We start from the raw sequence: 18,199 nt of genomic DNA on the forward strand, positions 1-18,199 counted from the left end.
GATGAACGAGCGCGGTACGACTCCGAGACCGAGGAAAAGGTGGCTTTCGCGTGGCGAACATCAAGTCCCAGCTGAAGCGGATCAAGACCAACGAGAAGGCGCGCCTGCGCAACAAGGCCGTCAAGTCGTCGCTCAAGACCGCGATCCGCAAGTTCCGTGAGGCCGCCGAGGCGGGCGACAAGGCGAAGGCCACCGAGCTGGCGCGTGAGGCGTCCCGCAAGCTCGACAAGGCCGTCACCAAGGGCGTCATCCACGCCAACCAGGCCGCCAACAAGAAGTCGGCGCTGGCCAGGCGCGCCAACCAGATCTGATCCCGGCTTCACCGGAGCGCCGCTCACCCCCACGGGTGGGCGGCGCTCCCGCGTTCCGCCCGTCCTCCCGTCCAGGTCACCCGCCTCAGCGCCGCCCGTGCGCCGCGACGATCTTCAGCACCGCCCGTTCCAGGGCGTAGCCCGAGTCCGCCGCGGCACCCTTCACGTCCGCGTTGAGGTCGGCCACGACCGACATGGCCGCGGCCAGCCCGTGGTCCTCCCAGCCGCGCGACTGCCCCTGCGCCTTCTTCACCTTCCACGGCGGCATGCCGAGTTCGCCCGCCAGCTTGAAGGGGTCGCCCCGCCCCACCGCGGACACCCGCGCGACCGTGCGCACCGCGTCGGCCAGCGCGTCGGCCACCAGCACGTGCGGCACCCCGAGCTGGATAGCCCACCGCAGGGCTTCCAGCGCGCCGGCCCGGTCGCCCATGACGGCCTTCTCCGCCACCGCGAACCCGGTCACCTCGGCCCGTCCCCGGTGGTACCGGCGGACCGCCTCGGCGTCGACCTTGCCACCGGTGTCGGCCACCAGCTGCGACGCCGCCGCGGCCAGCTCGCGCAGGTCCGACCCGACGGCCTCGATCAGCGCCGCCACCGCCTCCGGATCGGCCTTGCCGCCCCCGGCCGCGCGGATCTCGTTGCGCACGAACGCTTCGCGGTCGGTCGCCTTGGTCATCTTCGGGCACTCCGTGACCCGCGCCCCGGCCTTCCGCAGCGCCGCGGGCAGCTCCCTGGCCGCCTTGCTCCGCCCGCCGCCGCTGTGCACGACCACGAGCGTCACCCCGTCCGCGGGCGCCTTCGCGTAGGCGACCACGGCGTCGGCGATCTCCTTGCCGGCTTCCTGCGCCGCCTCCAGCGCGACCACCCGGCCCTCCGCGAACAGCGACGGGCTCACCAGTTCCGCCAGCTCAGGAGGGGTGAGATCAGTCACGCGGACCCTGGTCAGGTCGGCCTGCGGATCGGCTGCGCGCGCGACCTCCAACGCACCGCGCACCGCGCGTTCGACCAGCAACTCCTCCTCGCCGACGACCAGGTGCACGGCGTCGGGCGTCTCAGCGGGCGCACTCACGCGCGCGATCCTCCCACGTCCGCTCCGCGTCCGGATGGTGGACGCGACTGGCTGAGGGGCGGGATCGTGTCGTACGTTGAATCCCACAACCGAATACCGCTCATCCAGAGGGGCAGAGGGATCGGCCCGAAGAAGCCCCGGCAACCCGTCGCACAGCGTCCGCTGTGGGACCACGGTGCCAATTCCGACCCGCGACGCGGGAAAGATGAGGAGAACCTCGCGATGACTGCTGTCGGTGTGCCCCCGACCACCACCTCCTTCGACCTCGGTCCGGCTCGCGCCCTGTCCTGCCGCGAGTGCGGTCACGAGACGCCGCTCGCCCCGGAATACGCCTGCCTCGAGTGTTTCGGGCCACTGGAGGTGGCCTACGACTTCGGCCGGGTCCGCCGTGAGGACATCGAAGCCGGCCCCCGCTCGATCTGGCGTTACCGCGGCCTGCTCCCCGTGCCCTCCACCGTCGAGTCGCACCCCAACACCAACCCCGGCGGCACCCGCCTCGTCGAGGCCGACCGCCTCGCCAAGGCCCTGGGCGTGCGCAAGGTCTGGGTGAAGGACGACACCGGCAACCCGACCCACTCGTTCAAGGACCGCGTCGTCGGCGTCGCCCTCGCCGCCGCCCGCGAACTCGGCTTCAAGGTCCTCGCCTGCCCGTCCACCGGCAACCTCGCCAACGCCGTCGCCGCCGCCGCGGCCCGCGCGGGCTGGCAGTCGGTCGTCCTCGTGCCCTCCTCCCTGGAGCGGGCGAAGATCCTCATGACCGCCGTCTACGGCGGCAACCTGATCACCGTCGACGGCAACTACGACGACGTGAACCGGCTCGCGCAGGAACTCGCCGCCGAGCACGAGGACTGGGCGTTCGTCAACGTCAACGTCCGCCCCTACTACGCCGAGGGCTCCAAGACGCTCGGCTACGAGGTCGCCGAACAGCTCGGCTGGCGCCTGCCCGACCAGATCGTGGTGCCCATCGCCTCCGGCTCCCAGCTCACCAAGGTCGACAAGGCGTTCCGCGAACTGGGCGAACTCGACCTGGTCGAGCAGACCCCGTACCGGGTGTTCGGCGCGCAGGCCACCGGATGCTCCCCCGTCGCCGCCGCCTTCAAGGCCGGCCGCGACGTGGTCACCCCGGTCCGCCCGGACACCATCGCCCGCTCGCTGGCGATCGGCGCCCCCGCCGACGGCCCGTACGTGCTCGACGCGGTGCGCCGCACCGACGGCGCCATCGAGGACGTCACCGACGAGGAGGTCGTCGAGGGCATCCGCCTGCTGGCCCGCACCGAGGGCATCTTCGCCGAGACCGCGGGCGGGGTGACCGTGGCGACCGCGAAGAAGCTCATCGAGACCGGTCGGCTCGACCCCGACGGCGAGACCGTGCTGCTCATCACCGGCGACGGCCTCAAGACCCTCGACGCGCTCGGCGACCGGGTCGGCCCGAAGGCCAACGTCCCGCCGTCGGCGGAGGCCGTGCTGAGGGCCCTCGAGTCCTGAGCCCGGCGCTCACAACGCGATCCCGGCCGACCGCAGCCACCCGGTGCGCGGGAACGCGGTCAGCCCGGGCAGCACGTACGGCCCCACCCGCTCGGTGACCACCGCCCGCCACGCGGTCACCGACTGCGGCCACGGCCGCGCAGACTTTCCCCGGTTGTAGCGCTCGGCGTACCACTCCTCCGGGGCCATCGCGAGGTCGTCGTCGAACAACGTCTCGGCGACCAGCCGGTACGCCGAGCCGGCGGAGTCCACCTCGGTGGGCCGGAGCACGCCGGTGGCGGTGGCGCGCGAGACGATCCCGCGCCCGCCACCGGGCAGGTCGTCGCACACGTAGTAGGTGAACGACGGCCGCAACTCGTCGCGCGGCCACGGGTGGGCGGTGTAGCCGGGCTGCCACAGCGCCCACCCCACGGCCCGGTCGCCACCGGGCCGCCGCCACCCCGCGCGAAGCCTGATCCACACGTCGCCCTTGTCGGTCCTGCCCATCCCGATCCCCTCCCGCGTCGTGGTCCGGGCCGCCCCGACGGGCGACCCTCGGCCCGTCCGGGCCGGTGAGGACGGCGGTGTCGCCGTCCCGGTCGGTGCGCAGCACCAGCACGCCCTGCCTGGCCAGGGCGTCGACCAGCACCCCGCTCGGGTGGCCGTAGCGGTTGCCCGCCCCGACGCTCACCAGAGCGATCCGCGGCCGCACGGCCTCCAGGAACGCCGGTGACGTGTACCGCGACCCGTGGTGCGGCACCTTGAGCACGTCGGCCCTGAGGTCGACGTGCCCACCGAGCAGGTCCGCCTGCCCGGCCAGCTCGACGTCGCCGGTCAGCAGCACCCGCCCGGCCGGGGTCGTGGCCCGCAGCACCAGCGACGCGTCGTTGACCGCCGTGTTGGTCTCCCCCACCGGGCCGGCCCGCGGACCCAGCACGTCGAGGTCCAGGCCCGGCCAGCTCACCCGCTGCCCGACGCCCAGCTCGACCACGCGGACCCCTTCCGCCCGCGCCCGTGCACGCACCTCCTCCCACGCCCACTCCGGTCGGCGCGAAGGCCCCACGGCCACCGCGCCCACTTCCCGTTCCGCCAGCACGGCGGCCAGCCCACCCACGTGGTCGGCGTGCAGGTGGCTCAGCACCACCAGCGGAACCCGCCGCACCCCGAGCCGCCGCAGGCACGACAGCACCGGTCCGGGGTCGGGCCCGGTGTCGACCAGCACCGCCCGGTCGCGGTCGGCGGTGGCCAGCACGACCGCGTCGCCCTGCCCCACGTCGCACGCCACCGCCGACCACCCCGGCACCGGCCAGCCGGGCGAGACCACACCCAGCGGGACGACCACCAGCGCCGCGCCGACCGCACCCGCCACGACCAGCGCCCGCACCCGCCGCCACCGCACGAGCACGCACCCGAGGACCACCACCGCGGCCAGTGCCGCCCCGCCTGCCCAGCCCTCGGGCCAGCCGACCGCCGCACCCGGCACGGCCGCCGCGTGCCGCCCCACGCCGATCAGCCACCACGCCGCCGGACCGGCCACCTCCACCACCAGCCGCGCCACCGCCCCGTGCACCGGCGCCAGCACGGCGGCCACCACGCCGAGCACCGTCACCGGGGCCACCACCGGCGCGACGAGCAGGTTCGCCGGCACCGCCACCAGGCTCACCTGCCCGGCGAACCCGGCGACCAGCGGCGCGGTCGCGAGGTTCGCCGCCACCGGCACCGCCAGGGCCTCCGCCAGCCCCACCGGCACCCCCCGCGCCCGCATCGCCGCCGCCCACCTCGGCGCCAGCAGCACCAGCGCCGCCGTGGCCACCACCGACAGGCCGAAGCCGGGTGCGGTCGCCAGGTCCGGGTCGTAGAGCACCAGGACCACGACGGCCGCCGCCAGCGCGGGCAACGCCGACTTCTCCCGCCCCAGCACCAGCGCCAGCAACGCCACCGCACCCATCACGGCCGCCCGCAGCACGCTCGGCTCGGGGCCCGCCAGCAGCACGAACCCCACCAGCGCGACCATCGCGCCCGCCGCGCACCCGCGTGGCCCGACCCGCGCCAGCCGCAACAGCAGCAGCACCGCGCCGCACAGGATCGCCAGGTTCGCTCCGCTCACCGCGAGCAGGTGGGCGAGGCCGGCCGTGCGGAACTCCTCCACCACCCTGGGCGCGAGGGTGGACGTGTCACCCACGACCAGCGCGGGCAGCAACCCTGCCGGTTCGGGGTCGAGCACGGTGCTCGCCTCCCGCAGCCCGGCCCGGAGATCCTCGGCGGCGCGCTGCCACGCCGGCGCCCCGGTCACTGCCACCGGTGGCCCGCGAACCCTCAGCACGGCGACCGCCAGTTCCCGGCCGCGAGGCGGGGCGAGACCACCCTTGACCGTGACCCGCTGCCCCGGCAGCAACTCCGACCACCGTGCCGCCGGGGCGAGCACGACGACCCTGCCGCCGTCGTCGAGCGTCGCCTTGGCCACCACCAGGTCGACACCGCCCGCCCGCGAAGCGAACCCGCTGGTGTGCACGCCCCTCGGCCGCTCGTCCAGTTCGACCTCGATCGTGACGGTCCCGCCTCGTTCGGCCTGCGCCCGCAGCGGGTGGTGTGCCGACGCGTGGACCTGGAGGCCGATCCAGCACGCCGTCACCGGGCCGACCACCGCCACCGCCACCGCGGCCTGGCGCCAGGGGCGGAGTGCCACGCCGCCGACCGCGGCGGCCGCGAGACCGACCACCACCGCGGCCCACCACGTCCACAGCAGACCGGCGAGGGCGGTGGCCCACACGGCGAGCGCGGCCGGGACGAGGTGCGCGCGAGGAGTCACGGCCCCACCCGCCGGGTCGGGAGGGCCGGGTGGACGGCTCGGGGGATTCGGATGGGCACCCTCCTGTCCGGGCGGCGGGAGTGGGACGGGACGAGGTCGAGGTGGCGGGCGGGCGCACCTCGGGTGGTGCGGCGACGGTCGAGGGGCGACCTCCGATCCCGGCGGGAGCCGGTGCGAGGAGTGGGCGGCTGGGCGGGGGCGGGCCGTGGAGTGGGCATGGTGGTGCTCCGGGCGGATCGGCGGCAGGTCGAGGGCGGCGGGCGGCGTGACGGGGAGCGGCGGTGGGCAGGGCGGAGGCGGCGGAGGGCGGTCGGAGTGGACGGGTCGGAGTGGACGGTCAGAGGCGGACGAGTTCGGTGAGCTTGGCGAGCTTCGCGTCGCCGATCCCCTCGATCTCGCCGAGCTGGTCGATCGAGGTGAACGGGCCGCGCTTCTGCCGCCGGTCGACGATGCGCTGCGCGGTCACCGGCCCCACGCCTGGCAGCGTGTCGAGCTGTTCCTCCGTGGCGGTGTTGAGGTTGAGCGGTTCGGTGGCGCTGTCGGTGGAGTGGGGCGCGGGCACCCCGACGGCGATCTGCTCACCGTCGGTGACCTTGCGGGCGAGGTTGAGCGGGCTCAGGTCGACGCCGGGATTGGGACCGCCGGCCGCCTTCAGGGCGTCGGCCACCCTGGCTCCACTGGGGACGGTGACCAGGCCGGGTGTGGGCACGAGGCCGACGACGTCGACGACCAGGTGCTGCTCGACGTGGGTGACGGCGGCCGCTTCCGCCACCGGGAGGTCCGGTGGGGACTCGGCCACGGGGCGCTGCCACCACAAGGCCAGTGCGACGACGAGCGCCACGGCCGCCACCACGCCGGCGAGCACCACCCGGCGACGGGGCGGGACGGACGAGGGCGCGGGCAGCAGTCGGCGCAGCAGCCCGCCGAGCGGCGGTGGCGGTGATGGGGCGGCGGCGTCCGCCGAGACGAACACGAGCGTCTCGGCGTCCTGCGCCCGGTGCCTGCCGCGGTTGCGGTCGATCAGCGCCTGGAGTCGGGTCTGCGGGGTTTCCGGTTTCACGTCGAACACGTGATCGACGTTAGGCCGGGTGGAGCAGTGGTGCGAGGACGAGTTCCGAACCTGTGGACAACTCTCCGGAGATGGATAAAGAGGTCAGGCGACGCCGCCCGGCAGCACCACGACCCCCAGCACGCCGGGCCCGGTGTGCGCGCCGATCACGGCTCCGACCTCGGAGATCAGGCACCCGGTGGACCCCGGCACGCGCTCGTCCAACCGCGTCGCCAGCTCGGCCGCGCGCTCCGGGGAGGCCAGGTGGTGCACGGCCAGCCCGACCGGTCCGGGCCCCGCGGCCTCCGCGGCCAGGTCGACCAGGCGGCCGATCGCCCGCCCCGTCGTGCGGACCTTCTCCAGCGGCACGATCCGCCCGTCGTCCACGTGCAGCAGCGGCTTCACGGCCAGGGCGGTGCCCACCAGCGCCGCCGCCGCGCCGATCCGACCGCCTCGGCGCAGGTGGTCCAGCGTCTCCACGCAGAAGAACATCCGGACCCGCGAGGCCGCCGCGACCGCCGCCTTCTCCGCGCCCGCCCCGCCGCCGTCGGCCAGGCAGGCGGCCAGGGCGGCGAACCCGAGGCCCATGCCGGTGGCGCGCGAGTCGACCACCCTGACCCGGTCCGGGTCGACCTGCTCCGCGGCCAGCCGCGCGGCCTCCCAGGTGCCCGACAGCTCCCGCGACAGGTGCACCGACACGACCGCCTCGGCGCCGTCGTCCAGCGCGGACCGGTACACCTCGGCCATCTCGCCGGGCGTCGGCCGGGACGTGGTCAGGCGCCGGTGCTCGGCCAGCGCCTCCGCCAGCTCGGTCGGACCGAAGTCCAGCCCGTCGAGCCTGCTGCGACCGTCCACCGCGACGTGCAGCGGGACGACCCGGATGCCGTGCCGCTCGGCGAACCCCTCGGGCAGGTACGCCGTGGAGTCGGTGACGATCGTGGTGGTCACGGGTGACGAGCCTACGGCTCCGACCCGGTGGGGTGGCCGACCGCCACGGTGCGGACGAGTTCCGCCATGGCGTTCCCGACCAGCTCGTGCCCCTCCCAACCCCAGTGCATGCCGTCCGGGTTGCCGCGCCGCGACCGCACGTGCTCGCCGACGAGCGCGGGCACGTCGAGCAGCGGCACGTCCGCGCCGGCCGCCCACGCCCGCACCGCCCGTTCCGCCGCCGCGCGCCCGCCGTGGACCCCCGCGTACGCCGGGGAGCGGTGCACCGAGGGCGTCATCCCCACGACCCGGATACCGGGTTCGAGAGCGCGCACGGCGCGCGCGGAGTCGTCCAGGTACCGCACGGTCAGGTGCGGCGGCAACGCCACCGGCCGGCCGCCGAGCAGCCGCGACAGCACCGGCTGCGCGGCCCGGTACGCCGTGCGCGCCCGCCTCCGCACCGCGTCCGGCCGCAGGTAGCGCAGCCCCTGGCGCAGGAACGTCGGCAACGGCGAGGGCAGCGTGTCCATGTGCCCCACGGCCAGTACCAGCACGTCCGTGCGCGGCAGCAGCGACCAGACGCGCGGGTCGCCGGTCAGCGACCACCAGGCGTCCCGCGCGGTCCAGCCGAACCCGGCCGCCAGCTCCGCGTGTCCGCCCAACGCCGACGCGCACACGTTCGGCCACAGCCGGGGGTGGTCGGCGGGCAGGGGGCCGCGCGGCCCGTGGAACGTCAGCGAGTCGCCGAGGACGAGCAACCTCACCGCGTGCTTCCGGCGTTGTACGACGACAGCCGCCAGCGGCCGTCGCCGGCCGGCCGGCGCGTGAACACCGTCCAGTGGCAGTTGCCGATGCCGCCCAGCAGTGCCCACCGGTCCACCGGCAGCTCCAGCAGCCGACCGGTCAACGCGCTGATGAGGCCGCCGTGCGCGCACAGCATCACCGTGCCGGAGAACTCCTCGTCCACCTCGTGGACGACGGCCAGCGCTCGTTCGGCGACCTCCACCCGCGTCTCGCCCTCCGGCGGCGCGAAGGTGCCGTCGGCGCGCCACACCTCCATCGCGCCCGGCCACTCCACGTCGACCTCGGCCGACGTCAGCCCCTGCCACTTGCCCAGGTTGGTCTCGCGCAGCCGTTCGTCGACGCGCAGCGCGACCCCGGTGGCCCGGGTGAACACCGTCGCCGTGTCCTGCGCCCGACGCAGGTCGGAGGCCACCACCAGCTCGGGGGCGAACCCGGTGAGCACCGGCACCGCGAACCGCGCCTGGTTCCACCCGGTCTCGGTCAGCACCGAGTCCAGGTGGCCCTGCATGCGCCCGGTCGCGTTGTAGTCGGTCTCACCGTGCCGCCACAGCACGAGCCGGTTCAAGGTCATGCCCCGGCGACCTCGTCGGCCTCGTCGTCGGCCGACGCGGGCCCGGCGTCGAACTCGATGCGCGGGCAGTCCTTCCACAGCCTCTCCAGGCCGTAGAAGCTGCGCTCCTCCACGTGCTGGACGTGCACGACCACGTCCACGAAGTCCAGCAGGACCCAGCGGCCCTCGCGCGCGCCCTCGCGGCGGACCGGCTTGCGGCCGGCCTCCCGCAGTTTCTCCTCGACGTTGTCCACGATCGCGCCGACCTGCCGCTCGTTGGGGGCGGAGGCGATCACGAACGCGTCCGTGATCACCAACTGGTCGGACACGTCGAGCACCATCACGTCGTGCGCCTTCTTGTCCGCCGCCGCGTTCGCGGCGACCAGCGCCAACCGTCGTGCCTCGTCGGTGGCTGCCACGTCACTCCTCATCACCTCGGCGGACGCCGATACGCCCGCACGAGTCAATGAGGGTACCGGCGTCCGCGATCAATCCGGCACCGAGTAAAGCCGGCGCTTGGATATGTATTGGACGACACCGTCGGGAACGAGGTACCAGACGGGCAGGCCGGACGCCGTGCGGGCGCGGACGGCGGTCGACGAGATGGCCATCGCGGGCACCTCCACCAGCGACACCGCCCCCGGCGGCAGGTGGGTGTCGTCGAGTTCGTACCCCGGTCGGGTGACCCCGATGAAGTGCGCGAGGGCGAACACGTCGTCCGCCCGCCGCCACGACAGGATCTGCTCCAACGCGTCCGCGCCGGTGATGAAGAACAGGTCGGCGTCGGGGTGGGCGGCCTTGAGGTCGGCGAGCGTGTCCACCGTGTAGGTGGGGCCGGGCCGGTCGATGTCGACGCGGCTGACCGAGAAGCGCGGGTTGGACGCCGTGGCGACGACCGTCATGAGGTAGCGGTCCTCGGCCGGGCTGACCTCGCGCTCGCTCTTCTGCCAGGGCTGACCGGTGGGGACGAAGACGACTTCGTCGAGGTCGAAGCGGGCCTGGACCTCGCTGGCCGCGACGAGGTGGCCGTGGTGCACCGGGTCGAAGGTGCCACCCATGACGCCGATCCGGCGGTTGGACATGGCACGTGAGCCTAGTTCGGGTGGTGCGCGGACGACCTGTCACTCCCCGGAAGCCGCCCGCGCACCCGTCTCCCGATCGCGGCCCGGGAGGAGGGGGCCGCGGTCGAGGTCGTGCGGCCCACCCCGAAGCAAGGCCGCACGACCGTGGAACGCGCTCCGTGCCCGACCATGACGCGATCGGTGGAAGATCTTTCGCGGGGTTAATCCCGTGGTGCGAGCACCGACCCCGCCGAGTCGCGAACGAGGATGGCCTCCATCGGGCACGAGTCGGCAGCGTCCAACACGGCGTCGTCGGGCTCGACGGACTCGTCGACCGGCGACGCCAGGCCGTCGACCAGCCTGAAGTGGGCCGGCGCGGTAGACGTGCACATCCCCGTGCCGATGCACGTGTCCCGGTCGACCCCGACCGTCCAGTTGCCCATCCGGGTCACCACCTCACCATCAGTGCCTGCGGGCCACGGATCAGTCTGCCCTTCTTGAACGTCACGTCACCGTCCAGTCGGAGCAATGGGAACCGCTTGAGCAAGGTGCCCACGGCGACCTGCAACTCCATCCGGGCCAGCGGGGCGCCGATGCAGTGGTGCGCGCCGTGGCCGAACATGATGTGCGGGTTGTGCTCGCGGTGGAAGTCGATCTCCTCCGGGCGGTCGAACACCGACGGGTCGCGGTTCGCGGCCACGTTGTTGACGAACACGGCCTCACCGGCGGTGATCGTCACGCCGGACAGCTCGACGTCCTCCTTGGCGATCCGCGGGAACCCCGCCGAGCCGCCCAGCGGTGTGATCCGCAGCAGCTCCTCGACGGCCGCGGGCACCAGGGACGGGTCGTCGCGCAGCTCGGCGGCCCGGTCGGGGTTGCGCAGCAGGGTGACGACGAAGTTGCCGATCTGGTTCGCCGTGGTCTCGTGCCCCGCGACCAGCAGCGCCACGCCGAACGAGACCAGTTCCTCCTCGCTGAGCCGGTCCTCGTCGTCGTGCGCGGCGACCAGCGCGGACAGCATGTCGTCGGTCGGCCGTCCGCGCTTGTCCTGCACGAGGCCCTGGATGTAGCCGGTCAGCGCCTCGCCGGCCGCGACGATCTCGGCGGGCTCGAACGCGGTGATCGCCACCGCCGCGTCCGACCAGCCCCGGAACCTGGCCCGGTCCTCGACGGGGACGCCGAGCATCTCGCAGATGATCGTGATGGGCAGCGGCATGGCGAGCGCTTCGACGAGGTCGGCGGGCGGCCCCTGCGCCTCCAGGTCGTCGAGCAGGCCGTCCACGACCTCCTGCGCCCGCTCGCGCAGCTGCTCGGTCCGCCGGGCGGTGAACGCCCTGGCCACGAGCCTGCGCAGCCGGGTGTGGTCCGGCGGGTCCATGGTCAGGATGTTCGCATCGGTCTGGATGTTCGGCAGCGTGCGCGGCACGTCGGCGTTCAGCGCCGCCGCACGGCTGAAGCGCGGGTCGGCGAGCACGGCCTTGACGTCGTCGTACCTGGTGGCCAGCCACGCGTCGCCGCCGAACGGCAGGCGGACGCGCGCGACCGGTTCGCCGCGCTGGAGTTCCAGGTAGGAGGGGTTCAGCGTGAGGTCGTCGGGCTCGGCGAACGGATAGGACCTGATCTCCATCGGTGCCCCCTAGCAGGCGGTGGCTCGATCCCGACAGTAGGCAGGCCACTACGCACCGTCAACCGAGCCGGACGCCCCCCACCCCGGACGGCGACGGCGCCGCGCCCACGGCCTGGTCAGGAGTTCGACCGCACGTGCCCGTCGCCCCAGACCACCCACTTGGACGAGGTCAGCTCGGCCAGGCCCATCGGGCCGCGCGCGTGCAGCTTCTGCGTGGAGATGCCGATCTCCGCGCCCATGCCGAACTCGCCGCCGTCGGTGAACGCGGTCGAGGCGTTGACCATGACCGCCGCCGCGTCCACCCGCGCGGTGAACCTGCGCGCGGCCGCCAGGTCGCCGGTCACGATCGCCTCGGTGTGCCCCGAGCCGTGGACCGCGATGTGCTCGATGGCCTCGTCGATCGAGTCGACCACGCGGGCCGCGATGTCCAGCGACAGGTACTCGGTGCCCCAGTCGTCGTCGGTGGCCGCCCGCACCCGCGGGTCGTGGGCGAACCTCTCGTCGCCGTGCACGGTGACGCCCTCCGCCAGCAGGGCGTCGGTGATGCGCGGCACGAACTCGTCGGCCACGGCGGCGTGCACCAGCAGCGACTCGGCCGAGTTGCACACACTGACCCGGCGGGTCTTGGAGTTCAGGACGATGCGCCGCGCCATGTCCAGGTCGGCGGAGGCGTCCACGTAGACGTGCACGTTGCCCACGCCGGTCTCGATGGTCGGCACGGTGGCCTGCCGCACCACGGCGTCGATCAGGCCCGCGCCGCCGCGCGGGATCACCAGGTCGACCAGGCCGCGCGCGGTGATGAGGTGGGTGACCGACGCGCGGTCGTGGCACGGCAGCAGCTGCACGGCGTCCGCGGGCAGGCCGGTGGTCTCCAGGGCGTCGCGCAGGATCGCCACGAGCGCGGTGTTGGAGTGCTCCGCGGACGACGAACCGCGCAGCAGCGCCGCGTTGCCGGACTTGAGCGCGAGACCGGCCGCGTCGACCGTGACGTTCGGACGGGCCTCGTAGACCATGCCGACCACGCCCATCGGGACGCGGACCTGCTTGAGCTCCAGGCCGTTCGGCAGGATCGAGCCGCGCAGCACCTCGCCCACCGGGTCCGCGAGGCCGGCCACCGTCTCCAGGCCCCGGGCCACGCCCTCGACGCGCGCCTCGGACAGCGCGAGGCGGTCCAGCAGACCCTGGGACAGGCCGGCGGCCCTGCCCGCTTCGAGGTCCTTCGCGTTGGCCTCCAGCACCTCGCCGGCCCGCGCGCGCAGCGCGGCGGCCATCTCGTGCAGGGCTGCGTCCTTGCGCTCGCGGGTGGCGAGGGCGAGGTCGTGGGCGGCGACACGGGCGCGGCGGGCCGCGGCGTGCACCTGTTCGCGCAGGTCGTCAGTCACGGCCTTCAGCCTACGGTCACCCGGTCGTGGCTGTCGCCGAGGTTCTCGCGGACCGGACCCCGTCGGCGGTGTCTGCCAGAGTGGGCGGCATGGACGACAACGCGCTCCGCGAACTGGCCGAGGAACGGCTGAGGGCCCTGGCGGGTCCCCGGGCCGTGCTGCGGGAGGACCAGTGGACCGCGATCCGGGCCCTGGTCTCCGAGCGCAGGCGCGCCCTGGTGGTCCAGCGGACGGGGTGGGGCAAGTCCGCGGTGTACTTCATCGCCACGGCGCTGCTGCGGTCCCTGGGCGAGGGGCCGACGGTGATCGTGTCGCCGCTGCTGGCGCTGATGCGCAACCAGGTGGACGCGGCGGCGCGCGCGGGCGTGCACGCGGCGACGATCAACTCGGCGAACACCGACCAGTGGCAGGACGTGCAGGACCGGGTGACCTCCGGCGACGTCGACGTGCTGCTGGTGTCGCCGGAGCGGTTGAACAACCCCGACTTCCGCGACACCGTGCTGCCGTCGCTGACCGCGTCGGCGGGGCTGCTGGTGGTGGACGAGGCGCACTGCATCTCCGACTGGGGCCACGACTTCCGGCCGGACTACCGGCGGCTGCGGACGCTGCTGACCGAACTGCCGGCGGGCGTGCCGGTGCTGGCGACCACGGCGACCGCGAACGACCGCGTGGTGCGGGACGTGGCGGAGCAGCTCGGGCTGGGCGCGGGCACGGACACCCTGGTGCTGCGCGGCCCGCTGGACCGCGAGAGCCTGCGGTTGGCGGCGGTGCGGCTGCCGACCGCCGAGGCGCGGCTGGGATGGCTGGCCGAGCGGCTGGGGACCCTGCCGGGCTCGGGGATCATCTACACCCTGACCGTGGCCTCGGCGGACGACGTGGCGGCGTTCCTGCGCTCGCGCGGTTTCGAGGTGGCGGCCTACTCGGGGCGCACGGACCCGGCGGAGCGGCAGCGCGCCGAGGAGGACCTGCTCGCCAACCGGGTCAAGGCCCTGGTGGCGACCTCCGCGCTGGGAATGGGGTTCGACAAGCCGGACCTGGGGTTCGTGGTGCACCTGGGCGCCCCGCCCTCCCCCATCGCCTACTACCAGCAGATCGGCCGCGCCGGGCGCGGCGTGGAGCGGGCGGAGGTGCTGCTGCTGCCCGGCCCCGAGGACCGCGACATCTGGGCGTACTTCGCGTCCCTGGCGTTCCCACCTGAACGGGTGGTCCGCCAGGTCCTCGACGCACTGTCGCCCGATCGAGCGATGTCAACGGCGGCGCTGGAGCCCATAGTGGAGTTGTCCCGCACCCGACTGGAAGTCGTGCTGAAGGTGCTGGACGTGGACGGCGCCGTGCGGCGGGTGCGCGGCGGGTGGCTGTCGACGGGGCAGCCGTGGTCCTACGACGCCGAGCGGTACGAGCGGATCGCGGCGGCGCGGGAGGTCGAGCAGCGGGCGGTGCTCGACTACCTGGCCACCGACGGCTGCCGCATGGAGTTCCTGCTGCGGCAGTTGGACGATCCGCACGCGGCGCCGTGCGGGCGGTGCGACAACTGCACGGGCGAGCGGCCGTCCGCGGAGGTGTCGGAGGCGGCGTCCTCGGCGGCGCGCGAGCGGCTGCTGCGGCCGGGCGTCGAGGTGGAGCCGCGCAAGATGTGGCCGACGGGCATGGCTTCGGCGGGCGTGTCCCTCTCGGGCAAGATCCCGGCGGGCGAGGCGGCGTCCACCGGGCGGGCGTTGGGGCGGCTGACCGACATCGGCTGGGGCAACCGGTTGCGGTCGCTGTTCGCCGAGCCCGACCAGCAGATCCCGGAGGACGTGTTCGCCGCGTGCGTGAAGGTGCTGTCCTCGTGGGGATGGGCGGAACGACCGGTGGGCGTGGTGACGGTGGGGTCGCGGACGCGGCCGGAGTTGGTGGACAGCTTCGGCCGGCGGATCGCGTCCGTCGGCAGGCTGCCGCTGCTGGGCCGGGTGTGGTTGGGCGAGGCCACGCACCGGGCCAACAGCGCGCAGCGGCTGGCAGGGCTGGTGCGCGAGTGCGAGGCACCGGACCTGTCCGGTGTGGACGGTCCCGTGCTCCTGGTGGACGACCAGGTCGACACCGGTTGGACGATGACGGTGGCGGCCCGGCTGCTGCGGCGGGCGGGGGCGTCGGCGGTGCTGCCGTTCGCGCTGGCGGTGACGGCGTGACGCTGGTTGCGACCAGGTTGGTGCTGCGGTCGTTCTCGGCGGCCGACGCGCCGGCGTTCGCCGCCTACCGGTCCGATCCCGAGGTGGCGCGCTACCAGGGGTGGGACGCACCGTTCTCCGTGGCGCAGGCCGAGGAGTTCGTCCGGGAGGTCTCGGCGCTCGACCCGGCCGGGATCGGCTGGTACCAGTACGCCGTCGACGTGGGCGGGACACTCGTCGGCGACGTCGGCGTCAACCTGCACGAAGACCACCGCCAGGCGGAGATCGGCTACACCGTGGCCCGGGAGCACCAGCGGCGGGGTTATGCGGCGGAAGCCGTGGGCCGCCTGGTGGAGCACCTGTTCACCGACCGCGGTCTGCACCGCGTGACGGCCGAGTGCGACGCCAGGAACGACCGTTCGGCCCGGTTGCTGACCCGGCTGGGCTTTCGACAGGAGGGGCACCGGGTGAAAGCGACGTGGCACAAGGGCGAATGGACCGATGATCTGCTGTTCGCACTGCTGGCAGAGGAATGGAGGGGTAAAAACACCTGAATGCGACAGTTCGGTATCGCCACTACCGATTGCGGGGTCCATGTGGTTCGGTCCCGGCATGTCCGCCGTGGATACCGAACACCGCCTTCCTGTGCGCAAACTCGTCGCAGCCTCGATCGGCAACGCCATCGAGTGGTACGACTGGACCATCTACGCCACTTTCAGCATCTACTTCGCCACGCAGATCTTCCCCAAGGACAATCCCCAGTTAGCCCTGATCAACACGTTCGCCGCCTACGCCCTGGCGTTCTTCTTCCGACCACTGGGCGGCTATCTGCTCGGCCGGTTCGCCGACCTGCGCGGGCGGCGGGCGGCGATGCTGCTGACCATCGTGCTGATGGCGGGCGGGTCGGTGGCGATCGGTCTGCTGCCCACCTACGCGCAGGTGGGGTGGCTGGCCCCGGTCCTGCTGCTGCTCGCCCGGTTGGCGCAGGGCCTGTCGGTGGGCGGTGAGGTGTCGAACGCGTCGGCGTACCTGGCGGAGATCGCACCGCCGCACCGCCGGGGCCGGTACTCGTCGTTCTTCTACATCTCCACCGGCATCTCGGTGCTGACGGCGTCGCTGCTCGGGTTCTTCATGGCCCGCTCGCTCGACGCCGCGCAGCTGGCGTCGTGGGGCTGGCGCATCCCGTTCCTGGTCGGCGGCGCGCTCGGTCTGGTGGGGCTGTGGCTGCGGCGCAGCCTGGAGGAGACCGAGCAGTTCGAGCAGAACAAGGCCAAGGCCAAGGCCCTGCGCAACCCGCTGCTGGTGACCCTGCGGGAGCACCCGAAGGCGGTCGGCCGGCTCGTCGGCTTCACGATGCTCTCGACGCTGTGCTACTACACGTTCTTCAGCGCGCTGACGCCGTTCGCGGTGTCGAAGCGGGGCGCGGACCCGGTGGACGTGTTCCTGGCGCTCTCCATCGCCACGGTCATGTTCATCGCCCTGCAGTACCCGATGGGCGCGTTGTCGGACAAGTACGGCCGCAAGCCGCAATTGCTGGTCTGGGCGGGCGCGACGGCGTTGTTGGTGGTGCCGCTGTCGACGTTGATCGGGCCGAGCGTGGGCAACCTGCTGCTCGTGTTCTGCGTGGGTTCGGGCATCTACACGGCGATGACGTCGGTGGCCCCGGCGGTGATGAGCGAGCTGTTCCCGACGGAGCTGCGGGCACTGGGCATCGGCTCCTGGTACAACCTGACCGTCGCCCTGTTCGGCGGCACCGCGCCACTGGTGATCCAGTGGCTGCCCGGCACCCTGTTCTTCTACTACGTCGCGGGCGCCGCCGTCATCGCGTTCCTCGTCATCCTCGGCATGCCGGAGACGAAGGGCGACGAACTGCACTAAATCCGCAGGGGCACGAGGTCGTCGGCGTGCACGACCTCGCGGCGCTGCTCGGCCGGCAGGTCGTGACTCGACCGGCCGATCAGCGCGGGCAGTTCGGCCGCGTCGAACGCGACCACGCCGCGCGCCACCACGTGCCCGGACGGGTCGACCAGCTCGACCACGTCACCGGCGTCGAACGCCCCCTCGACGCCGGTGACGCCGGCCGCCAGCAACGACCGCCGCCGGCCCACGACGGCGGCCACCGCGCCCTCGTCGAGGCTGAGCCTGCCGGTGGCGCCGGCGGCGTGCCCGAGCCAGAAGCGGCGGGCCGTGAGCCGGGGACCGGTGACCGCGAACGCCGTGCCGACGTCCGCCACGCTCAACGCCCGCGCCGCGTCCGACGCCCCGGCCAGCAGCACCGGGATGCCCGCCGACGCCGCCAGGTGGGCCGCCGCGAGCTTGGAGGCCATACCGCCCGTGCCGAGGCCGGACGAGCCGACCGAACCCGCCCGCACACCGTCCACGTCGGACGCGTCGACGACCTCGGTGACGCGCTGCGCGCCCGGCTTGCGCGGGTCGCCGTCGTAGAGCGCGTCCACGTCCGACAGCAGGAACAGCGCGTCCGCTCCGACGAGGTGCGCCACCAGGGCTGCCAGCCGGTCGTTGTCGCCGAACCGGATCTCCTCCGTGGCGACCGTGTCGTTCTCGTTCACCACGGGCACGGCACCCAGCGCCAGCAACCGGGAGAACGTGCGCTGGGCGTTGCGGTAGTGCGCGCGCCGCACCACGTCGTCCGCGGTCAGCAGCACCTGGCCCACGGTCAGCGAGTAGCGGCCGAACGAGTTGGCGTACGCGTGCGCCAACGCCAACTGGCCGACGCTCGCCGCCGCCTGCTGGGTGGCGAGGTCGCGGGGCCGACGGGTCACGCCCAGCGGGGCCAGGCCCGCCGCGATCGCGCCGGAGGACACCAGCACCACCTGGCTGCCCGCGGCGCACCGCGCGGCGACCGCGTCCACCAGGGCGTCCAACCGCGCCGGGTCGAGCCCGCCCGCGGCGGTGGTCAGCGACGACGACCCGACCTTCACCACGACCCGGGACGCCCCGGACACGGCCTGCCGGGCCTGGGACACCGTCGCCGACCCG

At 73.7% G+C, this 18,199-nt stretch carries 17 protein-coding genes and 1 riboswitch; of the genes, 5 read left to right on the top strand and 12 right to left on the bottom strand.

Translation table 11 applies throughout. The annotated features are described in order from the left end of the window. The first annotated feature begins 50 nt into the window (after positions 1-50). Positions 51-311, top strand: coding sequence for a 30S ribosomal protein S20 (rpsT, locus tag CKY47_RS18790; protein ID WP_306747157.1), 261 nt, complete (start codon positions 51-53; stop codon positions 309-311). An 85-nt stretch (positions 312-396) separates the two neighbouring features. Here the strand turns inward: rpsT and holA are convergent, their stop codons facing one another. Continuing rightward, the gene (holA, locus tag CKY47_RS18795) at positions 397-1,380 is read right to left on the bottom strand and encodes a DNA polymerase III subunit delta (RefSeq protein WP_306747159.1); all 984 of its coding nucleotides are present in this window, start codon (positions 1,378-1,380) and stop codon (positions 397-399) included. 97 nt (positions 1,381-1,477) lie between these two features. Further along, positions 1,478-1,592, top strand: a riboswitch (SAM riboswitch). 10 nt (positions 1,593-1,602) lie between these two features. Between holA and thrC the strand changes: the two genes are divergently transcribed. Further along, on the top strand, positions 1,603-2,865 hold the full coding sequence (gene thrC, locus CKY47_RS18800) for a threonine synthase (RefSeq protein WP_306747160.1): 1,263 nt from the start codon (positions 1,603-1,605) through the stop codon (positions 2,863-2,865). Here the strand turns inward: thrC and CKY47_RS18805 are convergent. The 10 genes from CKY47_RS18805 to CKY47_RS18850 form a co-directional block, all read right to left on the bottom strand. Further along, a complete protein-coding gene (locus tag CKY47_RS18805; RefSeq protein WP_306747162.1) occupies positions 2,774-5,653 on the bottom strand; it encodes a DNA internalization-related competence protein ComEC/Rec2 in 2,880 nt (959 codons plus the stop codon). The two genes, thrC and CKY47_RS18805, sit on opposite strands and share 92 nt — an antisense overlap. Before the next feature lie 337 nt (positions 5,654-5,990). Next, positions 5,991-6,722: a ComEA family DNA-binding protein gene (locus CKY47_RS18810; RefSeq protein WP_306747163.1), complete on the bottom strand. Its 732-nt coding sequence runs from the start codon at positions 6,720-6,722 to the stop codon at positions 5,991-5,993. A gap of 84 nt (positions 6,723-6,806) precedes the next feature. Then, positions 6,807-7,649 (bottom strand): DegV family protein, encoded by an 843-nt coding sequence (locus CKY47_RS18815; protein ID WP_306747164.1) that lies wholly within the window; start codon positions 7,647-7,649, stop codon positions 6,807-6,809. Between the two features lie 11 nt (positions 7,650-7,660). Continuing rightward, a complete protein-coding gene (gene octT / locus CKY47_RS18820; RefSeq protein ID WP_306747165.1) occupies positions 7,661-8,392 on the bottom strand; it encodes a diglucosylglycerate octanoyltransferase in 732 nt (243 codons plus the stop codon). Next, a complete protein-coding gene (locus tag CKY47_RS18825) occupies positions 8,389-9,003 on the bottom strand; it encodes a histidine phosphatase family protein (RefSeq protein ID WP_306747167.1) in 615 nt (204 codons plus the stop codon). The genes octT and CKY47_RS18825 overlap by 4 nt, the downstream gene beginning before the upstream one ends. Next, positions 9,000-9,401 (bottom strand): ribosome silencing factor, encoded by a 402-nt coding sequence (gene rsfS, locus CKY47_RS18830; RefSeq protein WP_306747168.1) that lies wholly within the window; start codon positions 9,399-9,401, stop codon positions 9,000-9,002. Before rsfS ends, CKY47_RS18825 begins: the two co-directional genes overlap by 4 nt. 69 nt (positions 9,402-9,470) lie before the next feature. After that, on the bottom strand, positions 9,471-10,064 hold the full coding sequence (gene nadD, locus CKY47_RS18835) for a nicotinate-nucleotide adenylyltransferase (RefSeq protein WP_306747169.1): 594 nt from the start codon (positions 10,062-10,064) through the stop codon (positions 9,471-9,473). Between the two features lie 200 nt (positions 10,065-10,264). Beyond that, positions 10,265-10,486, bottom strand: a complete 222-nt coding sequence (locus tag CKY47_RS18840; RefSeq protein ID WP_306747170.1) for a ferredoxin — start codon at positions 10,484-10,486, stop codon at positions 10,265-10,267. A 5-nt stretch (positions 10,487-10,491) separates the two neighbouring features. Further along, the gene (locus CKY47_RS18845) at positions 10,492-11,670 is read right to left on the bottom strand and encodes a cytochrome P450 (RefSeq protein ID WP_306747171.1); all 1,179 of its coding nucleotides are present in this window, start codon (positions 11,668-11,670) and stop codon (positions 10,492-10,494) included. A gap of 116 nt (positions 11,671-11,786) precedes the next feature. Next, positions 11,787-13,061, bottom strand: a complete 1,275-nt coding sequence (locus tag CKY47_RS18850; protein WP_306747229.1) for a glutamate-5-semialdehyde dehydrogenase — start codon at positions 13,059-13,061, stop codon at positions 11,787-11,789. Between the two features lie 80 nt (positions 13,062-13,141). Between CKY47_RS18850 and CKY47_RS18855 the strand changes: the two genes are divergently transcribed. Genes CKY47_RS18855 through CKY47_RS18865 form a run of 3 tightly spaced genes read left to right on the top strand, consistent with a single transcriptional unit; the run spans position 13,142 to position 17,077 of the window. Then, complete coding sequence (locus tag CKY47_RS18855) at positions 13,142-15,220, top strand: RecQ family ATP-dependent DNA helicase (protein WP_306747230.1); 2,079 nt, start codon at positions 13,142-13,144, stop codon at positions 15,218-15,220. A gap of 20 nt (positions 15,221-15,240) precedes the next feature. Further along, a complete protein-coding gene (locus CKY47_RS18860) occupies positions 15,241-15,753 on the top strand; it encodes a GNAT family N-acetyltransferase (protein ID WP_306747231.1) in 513 nt (170 codons plus the stop codon). 58 nt (positions 15,754-15,811) lie between these two features. Further along, positions 15,812-17,077: an MFS transporter gene (locus tag CKY47_RS18865; RefSeq protein WP_306747172.1), complete on the top strand. Its 1,266-nt coding sequence runs from the start codon at positions 15,812-15,814 to the stop codon at positions 17,075-17,077. Here the strand turns inward: CKY47_RS18865 and proB are convergent. After that, complete coding sequence (gene proB / locus CKY47_RS18870) at positions 17,074-18,186, bottom strand: glutamate 5-kinase (RefSeq protein ID WP_306747232.1); 1,113 nt, start codon at positions 18,184-18,186, stop codon at positions 17,074-17,076. The two genes, CKY47_RS18865 and proB, sit on opposite strands and share 4 nt — an antisense overlap. Positions 18,187-18,199: the final 13 nt, after the last annotated feature.

It is taken from the genome of Saccharothrix longispora (assembly GCF_030852425.1).
Classification (GTDB): domain Bacteria; phylum Actinomycetota; class Actinomycetes; order Mycobacteriales; family Pseudonocardiaceae; genus Actinosynnema; species Actinosynnema longispora.